The sequence below is a fragment of the Xanthomonas cannabis pv. cannabis genome (assembly GCF_000802365.1).
Taxonomy (GTDB): domain Bacteria; phylum Pseudomonadota; class Gammaproteobacteria; order Xanthomonadales; family Xanthomonadaceae; genus Xanthomonas; species Xanthomonas cannabis.
Window position 1 is genome coordinate 42,432 of the sequence record NZ_JSZE01000032.1, and the last position, 13,072, is coordinate 55,503.

The following is a 13,072-nucleotide window of genomic DNA, read 5'->3' on the forward strand; positions in this document are numbered from 1 at the left end:
ATTGCGGATTGCGGATTGCCGATTGCCGATTCGAAGATACCAGTCGGCAGCCCGCTTCCTTCTCCCGCCTGCGGGAGAAGGTGCCCGAAGGGCGGATGAGGGGGCAGGCAGCCGGCGATGTCAGCTAGGTATTCCTAAGAATCTGACAGGATCACTTTCGGCTTGCGGACGCGCACGCACAGCATCGCTACCGCGGCGGCCAGCATCAGTGCGCCGGCAAGCTTGATCACGTTGCGCGGGTCGCCGTGCAGCAGGCGCTCGTAATACAGCGGCAAGGTGACGATCTGGATCAGCATCGGCAGCACGATGAACAGGTTGAACAAGCCCATGTACACGCCGGTACGCTCGGGCGGAATGCTGTCGGCCAGCATCAGATACGGGTTGCCCATCATGCTGGCCCAGGCAAGACCAATGCCGATCATCGGCAGCAGCAACAGCCAGCGGTTCTCGATGCCCGTCAACATCCACATGCCGGCGCCCGCCGCCAGCAGGCACGCGGCATGCGTGTACTTCGGGCCGAAGCGGCGTACCACCGGCACCATCGCAAATGCGGCCAGAAACGCGATGAAATTGTAGAAGCCGCCGATCTGCCCGTTGACCAGCCCCGCCTCGCGGAACCCGTGCGAGGTGGCGTCGGTGGTGCCGAACAACGTGGTCGACAACGACAGCACGATGTATTGCCAGTAGCAGAAGATCGCGTACCACTGGAACAGCATCACCGGGGCCAGCTGGCGCATGGTCGGCGGCATGTCGCGCAACGCACCGCCGATCTCGCGTATCACCGCGCCCAGGCCGGCGCCGCGCTGGCGCATGCGCGCGATCTCTACCGGCGCAATCGCCGGCTCGCGCACGCTGCGAGCGGTGAGCAGGATGGAGGCGGCCGAAAATCCCGCACCGATCACGAACGCAGCGATGGTGACGTACGGAATATGATGTGCGTTGGCGGCATCCTGGTTCATGCCCATCCACACCAGCAGCGGCGGCGTGAGGTAGGCCAGGGTTTGCGCCAGACCGGTGAACGCGCTTTGGGTCAGGTATCCCAGCGGCCGCTGCGGTGGCGCCAGCACGTCGCTGACCAGTGCACGGTACGGCTCCATCGCCACGTTGTTGGCCGCATCCAGGATCCACAGCAGGCACACCGCCATCCACAGCGCGGTACTGAACGGCATCGCCAGCAGGCACAGGCTGCACACCAGCGCGCCCAGGACCATGTACGGCATGCGCCGGCCCCAGCGGGTGACCGAGCGGTCACTCCATGCACCCACGAACGGCTGCAGCACCAGCCCGGTGATCGGCCCGGCCAGCCACAGGTACGGCAGGCTGGCGTGGTCGGCGCCCAGGTAGTTGTAGATCGGGCTCATGTTGCTCTGCTGCAAGCCGAAGCTGTATTGCACGCCGAAGAAGCCGGCGTTGAGCGCCAGGATGCGCGCAAAGGAAAGCGGAGGAGCGGTCGACGACATGCAGGGCCCTGGGCATCGGTGCGGCTCCCAGTGGCCGCAGCGCACTGTACCCTGCCGCCTTTGCAATCGATTGTAACGCTGCGCCGCAGCACGTTGGCGCTTTGCCTTATGGGCGTCATTGAAGTCATTCGAATGCTGCAATGCACGATTGCAATCGATTGTATTGGCGCGTATTACTGCGCTCGCACTGCAGGCCGCACGGCCATTCCCTGGGAGGGGACGATGCAGGCGTCGGCACACCATCACCTGTGAGAGAGAGAATCGCGATGTCCACCTTGCACACCCTGCGCCTGCATGCCCTGGCCTGCGCGGTCGTTTCCTGCCTGTGCGCGCCCGCCGCGCTGGCCCAGGACACCGCTGCCGCACCCGCCACTCCGCCGGCCGCCGACAGCGCCGCGGTCAATCTGGATTCGGTGTTCGTGACCGGCACGTCCACCGCCACCACCAAGCTGAAATCCAGCGTCTCGGTCAGCACCGTCGGTGCCGAGGCCATCGAACAATCGGCGCCACGCAGCACCGCCGAAATCTTCCGCAACATCCCCGGCATCCGCTCCGAATCCAGCGGTGGCGAAGGCAATGCCAACATCGCCGTGCGTGGCCTTCCCGTCGCATCGGGCGGCGCCAAGTTCCTGCAGTTACAGGAAGACGGACTGCCGGTGATGGAGTTCGGCGATATCGCCTTCGGCAATGCCGACATCTTCCTGCGCTCGGATTTCACCCTGGACCGCATCGAGGCCATCCGCGGCGGCTCGGCGTCAACGTTCACCAGCAACGCGCCCGGCGGCATCATCAACTTCATCAGCAAGACCGGTGATACCGAAGGCGGCAGCGTCGGCGTCAGCCGCGGCCTGGACTACGACAACACCCGCATCGACTTCAATTACGGCGCGCCGTTCGCCGAGCAATGGCAGTTCAACATCGGCGGCTTCTTCCGCCAGGGCGATGGCGTGCGCGATGCCGGCTACACCACCGACAAGGGCGGCCAGATCAAGGCCAACCTCACCCGTCTGTTCGACAACGGCTATGTGCGTCTGTACGGCAAATACCTCAACGACCGCGCCGCCGGCTATCTGCCTGTGCCCACCTCGGTGCGTGGCCGCGACGGCTCGCCGGACCTGGGCGGCTTCCCCGGCTTCGACCCCGGCAACGACACCTTGTACAGCCGCAATTTCCGCAGCGATGCCGGCCTGGACGGCAACAACCGGCCGCGCCGCACCGACCTGGGCGACGGCATGCACCCAATCTCGCGCACCATCGGCGCCGAGGCCTGGTTCGACCTGGGCAACGGCTGGAACCTGAGCGAGAAATTCCGTATCGCCGATAACAGCGGCCGCTTCGTCAGCCCGTTCCCGGCCGAAGTCACCGATGCGGCCACGCTGGCCGCCTCCATCGGCGGCGCCGGTGCGCAGTTGGTACAAGCCAGCGGTGCCGATGCCGGCCAGGCCTACACCGGCAACGCCATCCGCACGCATCTGTTCAATGTCGCCATCAACGACCTGGGCAATGTCACCAACGATCTGAGCGTCTCGCGCGAGTTCGGCGGCGACGGCCGCACGCTCAACCTGCGCGCCGGCTATTACAGCTCGCGCCAGACCATCGACATGGACTGGACCTGGAACTCCTACGTGCAGAGCCTGGGCCGCGATTCGCGCCTGCTCAACGTGGTCGACGCTGCCGGCGTATCGCGCTCGCAAAACGGCCTGTACGCCTACGGCACCCCGTTCTGGGGCGACTGCTGCGTCACCCGCAGCTACGACGTGCGTTACGACGTCAACGCACCGTATGTGGCACTGACTTTCGACAGCGGCAAGTTCAGCGTCGACGGCAGCCTGCGCTACGACATGGGCGACGCGCGCGGCAGCTACAACGGCACCGCCATCGCGCAGAACCTGGACGTCAACGGCGACGGCGTGATCCAGCCGGTGGAACAGCGCGTGGCCACGGTCGACACCGCCAACTCCCGCCCGGTGGACTACGACTGGAACTACCTGTCGTACTCGCTGGGTGGCAACTACCTGATCACCGACGACCTGGGCGCCTTCGCGCGCATCAGCCGCGGCGCGCGCGCCAACGCAGACCGGTTGTTGTTCGGCGTGGTGCGCGACGACGGCTCGGTGTCGTCCGATGAAGGCGTCAACGTGGTGCGCCAGGCCGAAGCCGGCCTGAAGTGGCGCCGCGATGGATTGAGCCTGTTCGCCACTGCGTTCTCCGCGCGTACCCAGGAACAGAACTTCGAAGTCACCAGCCAGCGCTTCTTCAACCGTAGCTACGAAGCGCACGGCGTGGAGCTGGAAGCCAGCTACCGCTACGAAGGTTTCACCGTCAACGGCGGCCTGACCTGGACCGATGCAGAAATCTCCCGCGACCAGATCACCCCGGAAAACACCGGCAATGTGCCGCGTCGCCAGGCCGATGTGGTGTGGCAGCTCACGCCCAGCTACCGCGGCGACGGCTACCAGTTCGGCGTGAACCTGATCGGCACCACCGATGCCTACACCCAGGATTCCAACCAGCTCAAGATGCCCGGCTATACGCAGGTGAACCTGTTCGGCGACTACCGCGTGACCGATGCGCTCACCGTCGCACTCAACGTCAACAACCTGTTCAACACCTTTGGCCTGACCGAGGCCGAAGAAGCCAGCATTCCGGCCAACGGCATCATCCGCGCGCGCTCGATTGCCGGCCGCACCACCAGCATCAGCCTGCGTTACGACTTCTAAGGACCCCACGCCGGGCCCAGGCCCGGCGTCTGCCGATGAGCACCTCCCCCATCCGTTTGACCACTGCGCGCGCAGCGTTCGCTGCGCCGTTGGATGCATCGCGTGCCGACATACTGTTGGCGCGCTTCGATGCGCATGCGCCCCGCCTGCTGGATGCACTGCAGACGCTGTACGGCGAACGCGGCGATTTCTCGACCTGGTTGACGTCCTGGCTAGGCGCGCTCGGCAACAGCGCGCAGCAGCGGCCGGCGGCATTGCAACAGCTCGATGCCACACGCCAGCCGGGCTGGTTCGGCGAACAGCACATGTTGGGCTACAGCGCCTACGCGGACCGCTTTGCCGGCACGCTGCAGGGCGTGGCAGAACGCGTGCCGTACCTGCAGGAACTGGGCGTGCGGTACCTGCACCTGCTGCCGTTCCTGCGTGCACGCGCCGGCGACAATGACGGCGGCTTTGCGGTCAGCGATTACGGCCAGGTGGAACCCCGCCTGGGCAACAACGACGACCTGGTCGCACTCACCACCCGCCTGCGCGAAGCCGACATCAGCCTGTGCGCCGACTTCGTGCTCAACCACACCGCCGACGATCACGCCTGGGCTCAGGCCGCACGCGCGGGCGATGCACGCTATCTCGACTATTACCATCACTTCGCCGACCGCACCCTGCCCGACCAGTACGAACACACGCTGGGGCAAGTGTTTCCGCATACCGCGCCGGGCAACTTCACCTGGGTGGACGACACCGCGCAATGGATGTGGACCACGTTCTACCCCTACCAATGGGATTTGAACTGGAGCAACCCGGCCGTATTCGGCGACATGGCGCTGGCCATGCTGCAGCTGGCCAATCTGGGCGTGGAAGCGTTCCGGCTGGATTCCACTGCGTACCTGTGGAAGCGCACAGGCACCGACTGCATGAACCAGCCCGAGGCGCACACCTTGCTGGTGGCGTTGCGCGCGGTGACCGACATCGTGGCGCCGGCGGTCGCAATGAAGGCCGAGGCGATCGTGCCGATGACGCAACTGCCGCCGTACTTCGGCAGCGGCATGGATCAGGGCCACGAATGTCATCTGGCCTACCACAGCACGCTGATGGCAGCCGGTTGGTCGGCACTGGCATTGCAACGCGGCGACATCCTGCACAACGTCATCGCGCACAGCCCGCCATTGCCGGCCAATTGTGCATGGCTGAGCTATGTGCGCTGCCACGACGACATCGGCTGGAACGTGTTGCAGCACGAAGCAGCCGGCAATGCGACGCAGCCGCCGTTTTCGCTGCGCGATGTCGCGCGCTTTTATGCCAATCAAGTACCGGGCAGCTACGCACGCGGCGAAAGCTTTCAAAGCAGCGGGGATGGCGTGCACGGCACCAACGGCATGGCCGCTGCGTTGACTGGCATCCAGGCAGCGCACGAGGCAGACGATGCGGCGGCGTTGACGGTTGCAGTGAACCGGCTGGTGCTGCTGTACGCGGTTGTGCTTGCGATGCCGGGCGTGCCGCTGATCTACATGGGCGACGAATTGGCACTGGTCAACGACACCGGTTACCGCACGGATGCCGAGCGCCAGCACGAAGGCCGCTGGCTGCATCGGCCGGCGATGGATTGGCAGGCCGCCACGCAACGCCACGATGCAGATAGCTTGAGTGGTGCGGTCTATCGCCGTCTGCGTGGGTTGATCCAGCAGCGCGCCGCTCTTCCCGCATTGGCTGCCGATCAGACGCTTGGCAGCATTGCGCTAGGCAATCCGCAACTGTTTGCGTTGACGCGTGGTCACAGCTTCGTGGCCGTGCATAACTTCGGCGAGCAGCCGCTTGCGGTTGAGCTTGCGGCGATCGACGGTGGCGGTTGGAAGTTGCTGGAGACCGGCGGCGATGTGGACGTTGCAACGCCGGGCGATAACGTGTCGCTTTTGCTCCCAGCTTATGGGGTGCGTTGGTTGCAGCGCGGGGCCTGAGCGAGCAGGCGGTGGTGCGGTGAGCAGCGGCTTGCCGCGTTACAAGCAAACCGTACCCTCACCCCAACCACCGCGTCCGCACCCCGGTCTGCGCTTGCGGCGCAGGCGCTCCAAGGCACGCGCGCCTGTGGCGTGCAAGCTGTGCCCCTTCGCCCCCACGGAAAGGGGCTTTCGCAAGATCAGCGCTTGGCCAACGTAAGCAAGGTCTCTGCGGTCTTCTCGGACGAAGCCGGGTTCTGCCCGGTGACCAGGCTGCCGTCGGTGACCACGTGCACGCCCCAATCCGCGCCCTTTTCGTACTTGCCACCAAGTTCGGTCAGCACGTCTTCAACCAGGAACGGCACGATCTTGGTCAGGCCCACGCCTTCTTCTTCGCCATTGGTGAAGCCGGTGACGCGGCGGCCGTTGACCAGCGGCTTGCCGTCGCTGCCCTTGACGCGGCGCAGCGCACCCGGTGCATGGCAAACCAGCCCGTGCGGCTTGTCGGCCTTGGCGAATGCCTCGATCAGCGCGATGGAATGCGCATCTTCGGCCAGGTCCCACAGCGGGCCGTGGCCACCCGGGTAGAACAGCACATCGAAGTCGTCGGCCTTGACGTCGGCCAGGCGGTGCGTGCTCGCCAGCGCCTTCTGCGCTTCCGGGTCCTGCTTGAAACGCTTGGTGGCGTCGGTTTGCGCGTCTGGCTCGTCGCTCTTGGGGTCCAGCGGCGGCTGGCCGCCCTTGGGTGAGACCAGGGTGATGTCTGCGCCCGCGTCCTTGAACACGTAATACGGCGCGGCGAATTCTTCCAGCCAGAAGCCGGTCTTCTTGCCGGTATCGCCGAGCTGGTCGTGGGAGGTGAGCACCATCAGGATTTTCATCGCATTGCCTCGCGTCGTTGCCCGTCTCGGGCGAGGCAGGCAGTGTGCAGTCCAGCTCGTTGCAAGCTCGTGTAGAGCGCGTGGGTGTGCGATGCAATGTTCACCAATGTCATCGCTGCGTTCTTGCCACTGCGGCGCGGCGCTTCACACATTGATCGCCGGCGGCTGCAGTTGATCCATGCGGATGCGATTGGCAAACAACGAGAACGCCAGCATGCCGGCCAGCCCACTGGCACGGCTCACCCACGGCGGCAACCAGCGTGGGGCCACCAGCACGCCGCTGTCGAACAACGGCGCAAACCGCGCCACATCGCCGAGTGCCATCTTGCCGGCGAACAGGTAACGGCATAGCTGCAGCTGGTCACGCTGCAAGGCATGCCGGAAGAAGGTGTGCACGGCCACCAGGCCGCGCAAGTAGACGGTGTCCTTGGTGAATGCACCGCCGCCGCTGGTGGGCACGCCGCGGAACACGCGCTGGGCGGATGAAAAACTCTCCGCCGCGCTCTGGCCACCATTGGTGAAATAACCAAACACCTCGATGAAGTCGGCACCCGCGCGCGCCATCGCAATCGCCTCGATGCGCAGGCTGATGCGTTTCATGCGTTCGATGTCGATGCTGCCGGTGATCTGCTCGGCAAACGTCGCCAGACCTTCCTGTGTGGCGGTAGTACGCGGCGAGGAAATGCCCAGGCTCGGCAGGTGCACCTGCGCGCGGCCATTGAGCGCGGTGAGCGAATGCACCAGCGCTTCGTGATGGAACAACTGCGCGCGGTCGTAATCACTGAAGGTGGCGCCGGTACGCAAGCGGATACGGTGTGCACCGGCGGCCGCCTTGGCCAGCAGATCCGGGTCGAGCGTGACGGTGATGACGCGTCCGTCGAAGAACGCATCCAGGTCGTTCTGCAGCTGCATGCGCAAGGCGGTGGCCGAGACCGGCACCTGCTCTTCCGGCGCCAGCAGCTCGCGGTCCAGTTCCTGCGCGATCTGGATGAAATGGCGCGCCGCCTCACGCGTGGTCGGGCCGTTGCCCGGCATCGGGTCGTCGGGCACGCCGAACAGCTGCGCCGAGTAATCGCTGACCGCGGCGGTACCCAGCGACTCCAGCAGGCCGGCCGCCAGGTCCCAGCTATGGGTCGAATCGATCAGGTACGCACCGATGGGATGATGCGGGTCGGCGGCTTTTGCGATGGCGGACAGTTCGCGCCGGGTGTCGCCGAAATCGAGCGCGGGGTACTCCACCTGCGGCAATTCCGGCTGGCCACGCGCCACGCTGTGCAGAAACGGTTCCTGCAGCGAGCGCGGCCAGCTGGCCAACGCCAGCAGGCGCACGCCGCGCACCGCCTTGACCAAACGCGCGTCCAGCGCCGCGTGATGGACGATGTCCGGCGGGCCTTTGCGCGAGGGCATGCTCAGCGCCGCCCGGGGCGATCGACGCTGGCCGGTCGCTTGCCCGAGCCCTTGCCGCGTGTGTTCTGCGCGACCCGGGTGGCAAGCTTCTCGGCGGCGGCGGCCACTTCCACGCGCAGCTTCATGTAGTTGGCCACCCGCTCCGGATCCAGCGTATCGGCCTCGATCGCCGCACGCACCGCGCAACCGGGCTCGGCGATGTGTGCGCAGTCATTGAAGCGGCACTGCGCCGCCAGCGCCTCCACATCGGAGAACCCGCCTTCGGCCAGATCCTCTTCACCGGTGGGCTTGAGCTCGCGCATGCCCGGCGTATCGATCAGACATGCACCGGTGGGCAGCGGGATCAGCGCACGATGCGTGGTGGTATGCCGGCCACGCGAATCGTTTTCGCGCACGGCATTGGTCTTCATCTTCTGCGTGCCGAGCAGCGTATTGGTCAGCGTCGATTTGCCCGCACCGGACGAGCCCACCAGCACCGCCGTGCGCCCATCGCCCAGCCACGGCCGCAGTGCGGCCACGCTGTCCGGGTCCTTGGCGTTGACCGCGCGCAACGGAATGTTCTGCGCCTCCAGCTCCTCCAGCACCGCCAATGCATCCTCGGCGTATTCGGTCTGGTCGGCCTTGGTCAGCACCACCACCGGCTGCGCACCACCGCCGCCGACCAGCAGCAGATAGCGTTCGATGCGGCGCGGATTGAAGTCCGCATCCAGCCCGCACACGATGAACACCGTATCGATATTGGCCGCGATCACCTGCTGGTGATAATGCTCGCCGGCCGCACCGCGCTTGATCGAGGTACGCCGCGGCAGCAGCGCCACGATGCGCTTGCCCTCCATCAGCACCCAATCGCCCACCGCCGCCCGTTCATGGCTCGGAAAGCGCGGCCGCTGCCACTCCGGCAACGACTCCGCCTTCAGGCTGGCCTCCGGCGTATCGGCCACCACATAGCCGGTGCGATGCTGCTCCACCACCCGCGCCGGCAACGCCTGTGGATGCGCGGCAAAGATCGCCTGCCAGGCGGAGTCTTCCGGGGGGCCAGGCCAGGGCCAGCCGATGGATTGGAGGATGGGGTAATCGGGAGTGATGTCGCTCATGGGGCGATTCTAGCTGGCTGGCCGCTGCCGCCTGTGCAATCGGTTAGCGCGGGCCTGAAGCCCCCCTTGACATCGTTGCCGATGCAAGCATGTCCGCATGGCGCATTTCCGCTACCATGCCAAGCCTCACGCCTACAACCGGCCCGTCGCATGTCCACTGCCCCGCAAAAGCCGCTCGCCATCCGCGAGCGTCTGTCCGAAGTCCGCTACGAAATCCGGGGCGAACTGGCGCGGCGAGCGCGGGAGCTGGAGGCGCAGGGCCGCAAGCTGATCAAGCTCAATATCGGTAACCCGGGTGCATTCGGGTTCCGCGCGCCGGAGCATCTGCAGCGCGCGATCGCCGATGACATGGGCCGCACCGATCCCTACACCCATCAGCAAGGCCTGCCGGAAGCGCGCGAAGCCATCGCCACCGCGTACTCGCGCCGCCAGCACCCGGATGCGCACCCGGACCGTATTTTTGTCGGCAACGGCGTCAGCGAGTTGATCGACCTGTCGTTGCGCGCTCTGCTCAATCCCGGCGACGAGGTGCTGGTGCCCTCGCCCGACTACCCGCTGTGGTCGGCCGCCACCATCCTCAACGATGGTCGCCCGGTGTACTACCGCTGCGCGCCGGAAAATGGCTTCCAGCCGGACCCTGTTGAGATAGAGACGCTGGTGTCCTCGCGCACCCGCGCCATCGTGCTGATCAACCCGAACAACCCCAGCGGCGCCAGTTATTCGCGCGAGCTGCTGGAGCGCATCGTGGCCATCGCCACCAAGCACAATCTGCTGCTGATGGTCGATGAGATCTACGACCAGGTGCTCTACGACGGCGCGGCCTTCGTGCCGGTGGCGCCGCTGGCCGGCGCGCACCCGTGCATCACCTTCAGCGGCTTGAGCAAGGTGCACCGCGCCTGCGGCTGGCGGGTGGGCTGGGCGCTGCTGTCCGGCGAGCAGGCGCGCATCAACGACCTGCGCAACGCGATGGACCTGCTCGGCGCTCTACGCCTGTGCGCCAACGTGCCGGGGCAGTACGCCATCGATGCGGCGGTGAACGGGCCGGATACCATTTCGGCGCTGTGCGCGCCGGGTGGCCGCCTGTACGAAACCCGCCGCGCGGTGATCGAGGCCTGTGCGGCCAGCGAGCACCTGCAGCTGGTGGCACCGGCCGGGGCGCTGTACGCATTCCCGGCGGTGGTGGGTGCGGCGGCACGCAACTTCGACGATCACGAGTTCGCACTCGATCTGATGAACGAGGAAGGCGTGCTGGTGGTGCCCGGCTCCAGCTTCAACGTGCCGTACCGTCACCATTTCCGCGTGACCCTGATGCCCGAGGCCAGCGTGATGCGTGATGTGTTCGCACGCATCGACCGCGCCCTGGCACGCCGCGCTGAGGCGGTGACCAAGGTGGTGCCGCTCAAGTCGCGCAGCGTGGCGTGATGGCCGCGCCCGGCACGCCGCAGCGCTATCTGGCGCTGGGCGACTCGTACACGATTGGCGAAGGCGTCGACCCCGCGCAGCGCTGGCCGGTGCAGCTGGTCGAGGGCCTGCGCGCGCATGGCTGGTCGGTGCAGGCGCCGCAGATCGTCGCCACCACCGGCTGGACCACCGACGAACTGCAGGCCGGCATCGACGCTGCGGCGCCGCAGGGCCCGTACGACCTGGTCAGCCTGTTGATCGGCGTCAACAATCAATACCGCGGGCTGGCGCTGGACGACTACCGCAGCCAGTTCGACGCATTATTGCAGCAGGCCATTGCGTTGGCCGGCGGCCACGCGGCACGCGTGCTGGTGCTGTCGATTCCCGACTGGGGGCTGACGCCCTTTGCGCGCGCGCAAGGCCGCGATGCCGGGCTGATCGCCGCGCAGATCGATGCCTTCAACGGTGTGGCGGCCGAGCGCTGCGGCGAGCGCGCCGTCCGCTTCATCGATATCACCGCCACCAGCCGCGACGGCGGCGATGCGATCGCGATGCTGGTCGACGACGGCCTGCATCCTTCGGCTGCGATGTATGCGCGCTGGGCCGCCGTGGCGCTGCCTGCGGCGCGCGATGCGTTGGGCGCATTGGGATCTGTCGACACGATTGCCTGAGCCAACGGCGTGCGCTTGCGCTTGGGCGAAGCAGGCGCGCGTACTGGTCTGGTGCTGCGTGGTCATCGGCCCGAGGCACGGGCAGCAGTTGCCGCCGTCTAGCGACCGCCCAGCTGGTCGGCGCTGCCGCACATCACCAACGGCGCGCCGCGCCGCAAGGGTGCAACAAGCGCGCTATCGACGCCGGGCAGGGCTGCGCGTGACCAGGCACTGGGAAAACGCCAATCGGGCCTACCGCAATCACGCCGGCAGGCCCTAAGCTACCCGCGCAGCACGCCTGATTGCCAAGGAACGACATTGCACAGCACCGCCACCCAGCCGATGAGCCGCGCACAAGCGCTGGCGATCGCACGCGCGTTTTTGCCCAAGCACCCGCTGGGCAACCGCTACGACTACTACTACACGCACGCCAAGTTGCGCACCGATCCGCTCTACCCGGGCGTACTGGCGCAGCTGCGCACCACCACCGCGCCGGTGCTGGATCTGGGCTGCGGGCTGGGCCTGCTGGCGCATGCCTTGCGCGCCGACGGGCAGGCGCTGGCGTATTACGGAGTGGATGTGGATGCATCCAAGATCCGCCGCGCGCAACATATCGCGCAGCGCTCGGCACTGGGCAATACCAGGTTCGAGGTGGTCGACCTGAGCCTGGCCTGGCCGCAGCATCAGGGCAGCGTCACCATCCTGGACGTGCTGCAGTATCTGCAAGCGGACATGCAGGCCGGCCTGCTCCGCAGCGTGGCGCAGATGCTCACGCCAGGCGCAAAACTGGTGATCCGCAGCGCGTTGGGCGATGCCAGCAGCCGCGGCCGCACCAGCCGCGTCACCGACGTGCTGGCGCACCTGAGCGGCTGGATGCAGCGCATGCCGCGTAGCTACCCCACCCGCGACAGCCTGCAGGCGCAGCTGAACGCGGCCGGCCTGCGCGCCACGTTTGCACCGCTGTACGGCAATACGCCGTTCAACAACTGGTTGATCGTGGCCGAACCGCGCTGAGCCGTGCACAACGAGGCTTTCTCGATTCAGAACGGCTGACAGACATAACGCGCGGTCGCCGGACGGATGTGGACGGCACGCAGAGACCGGGATGTACGCGTGTGCATGACGCGGCAGCCGGGCAATCGCGTGGTCGTTGTAACAGCCGCTCCTGGCGTTATCTGGACGATCCCGGGCGGCATGCGGTGGGAGATGAGGCGCTTGGCTTGAGATCGCCATTACCGATCCACTCGAGCAGATGCGGCTGGGTTGTCGAGGGCGCGGCGCCCTCACCGCTCGCGGGACACGCATGGATCCATCCATAGCGATTGGTTTGCGGTATGCCGTAAGCGGCCCCGCTAGTGATGAGGACATCGCACCAGGCAGCCTGCTGGTGACGTTATTGAGGGACGAAATCACCGCGTCAGACAGTTGGCTGGTAGTTTTTGCTGAAAACGAGATGCCGCGTCGCTGGTGTGCTTTTTGAAAACTCTGCACACCGACCAACCTCACGGGTCCTTGCCCGCCCACC

At 66.2% G+C, this 13,072-nt stretch carries 10 protein-coding genes and 1 other RNA gene; 6 read left to right on the top strand and 5 right to left on the bottom strand.

Features of this window, described 5'->3' with window-relative positions:
- Nucleotides 1-134 precede the first annotated feature (134 nt).
- On the bottom strand, nucleotides 135-1,460 hold the full coding sequence (locus OZ10_RS07620; protein ID WP_039564399.1) for an MFS transporter: 1,326 nt from the start codon (nucleotides 1,458-1,460) through the stop codon (nucleotides 135-137).
- A 266-nt stretch (nucleotides 1,461-1,726) separates the two neighbouring features.
- Here OZ10_RS07620 and OZ10_RS07625 point away from each other — a divergent pair, with 266 nt between their 5' ends.
- Together OZ10_RS07625 and OZ10_RS07630 are read left to right on the top strand one after the other, a co-directional pair.
- A complete protein-coding gene (locus OZ10_RS07625; protein ID WP_039564401.1) occupies nucleotides 1,727-4,180 on the top strand; it encodes a TonB-dependent receptor in 2,454 nt (817 codons plus the stop codon).
- A 35-nt stretch (nucleotides 4,181-4,215) separates the two neighbouring features.
- The gene (locus OZ10_RS07630; RefSeq protein WP_039564403.1) at nucleotides 4,216-6,135 is read left to right on the top strand and encodes an alpha-amylase family protein; all 1,920 of its coding nucleotides are present in this window, start codon (nucleotides 4,216-4,218) and stop codon (nucleotides 6,133-6,135) included.
- 179 nt (nucleotides 6,136-6,314) lie between these two features.
- On the opposite strand, the gene OZ10_RS07635 is transcribed toward OZ10_RS07630, so the two are convergent.
- The 3 genes from OZ10_RS07635 to rsgA all read right to left on the bottom strand — a co-directional run bounded on the left by OZ10_RS07635 (nucleotide 6,315) and on the right by rsgA (nucleotide 9,496).
- Entirely contained in the window at nucleotides 6,315-6,995 is a 681-nt protein-coding gene (locus OZ10_RS07635) for a type 1 glutamine amidotransferase domain-containing protein (RefSeq protein WP_039406230.1), read from the bottom strand.
- A gap of 144 nt (nucleotides 6,996-7,139) precedes the next feature.
- Nucleotides 7,140-8,402 (bottom strand): flavohemoglobin expression-modulating QEGLA motif protein, encoded by a 1,263-nt coding sequence (locus tag OZ10_RS07640; protein WP_039406228.1) that lies wholly within the window; start codon nucleotides 8,400-8,402, stop codon nucleotides 7,140-7,142.
- Nucleotides 8,403-8,404: 2 nt separating this feature from the next.
- Entirely contained in the window at nucleotides 8,405-9,496 is a 1,092-nt protein-coding gene (gene rsgA / locus OZ10_RS07645; protein ID WP_039564404.1) for a ribosome small subunit-dependent GTPase A, read from the bottom strand.
- Between the two features lie 150 nt (nucleotides 9,497-9,646).
- On the opposite strand from rsgA, the gene OZ10_RS07650 reads away from it, so the two are divergent.
- The 3 genes from OZ10_RS07650 to OZ10_RS07660 all read left to right on the top strand — a co-directional run bounded on the left by OZ10_RS07650 (nucleotide 9,647) and on the right by OZ10_RS07660 (nucleotide 12,561).
- Nucleotides 9,647-10,918 (top strand): pyridoxal phosphate-dependent aminotransferase, encoded by a 1,272-nt coding sequence (locus OZ10_RS07650; RefSeq protein ID WP_039406224.1) that lies wholly within the window; start codon nucleotides 9,647-9,649, stop codon nucleotides 10,916-10,918.
- The gene (locus OZ10_RS07655; RefSeq protein WP_039406222.1) at nucleotides 10,918-11,568 is read left to right on the top strand and encodes an SGNH/GDSL hydrolase family protein; all 651 of its coding nucleotides are present in this window, start codon (nucleotides 10,918-10,920) and stop codon (nucleotides 11,566-11,568) included. The genes OZ10_RS07650 and OZ10_RS07655 overlap by 1 nt, the downstream gene beginning before the upstream one ends.
- 321 nt (nucleotides 11,569-11,889) lie before the next feature.
- Nucleotides 11,890-12,561 carry a class I SAM-dependent methyltransferase gene (locus OZ10_RS07660; RefSeq protein ID WP_039564406.1) on the top strand — a complete coding sequence of 224 codons (672 nt, stop codon included), beginning with the start codon at nucleotides 11,890-11,892 and terminating at the stop codon, nucleotides 12,559-12,561.
- Nucleotides 12,562-12,594: 33 nt separating this feature from the next.
- On the opposite strand, the gene OZ10_RS20585 is transcribed toward OZ10_RS07660, so the two are convergent.
- Nucleotides 12,595-12,668, bottom strand: a non-coding RNA gene (locus tag OZ10_RS20585) — sX9 sRNA.
- Between the two features lie 182 nt (nucleotides 12,669-12,850).
- Between OZ10_RS20585 and OZ10_RS22490 the strand changes: the two genes are divergently transcribed.
- Complete coding sequence (locus OZ10_RS22490; protein WP_158002164.1) at nucleotides 12,851-13,027, top strand: hypothetical protein; 177 nt, start codon at nucleotides 12,851-12,853, stop codon at nucleotides 13,025-13,027.
- Nucleotides 13,028-13,072: the final 45 nt, after the last annotated feature.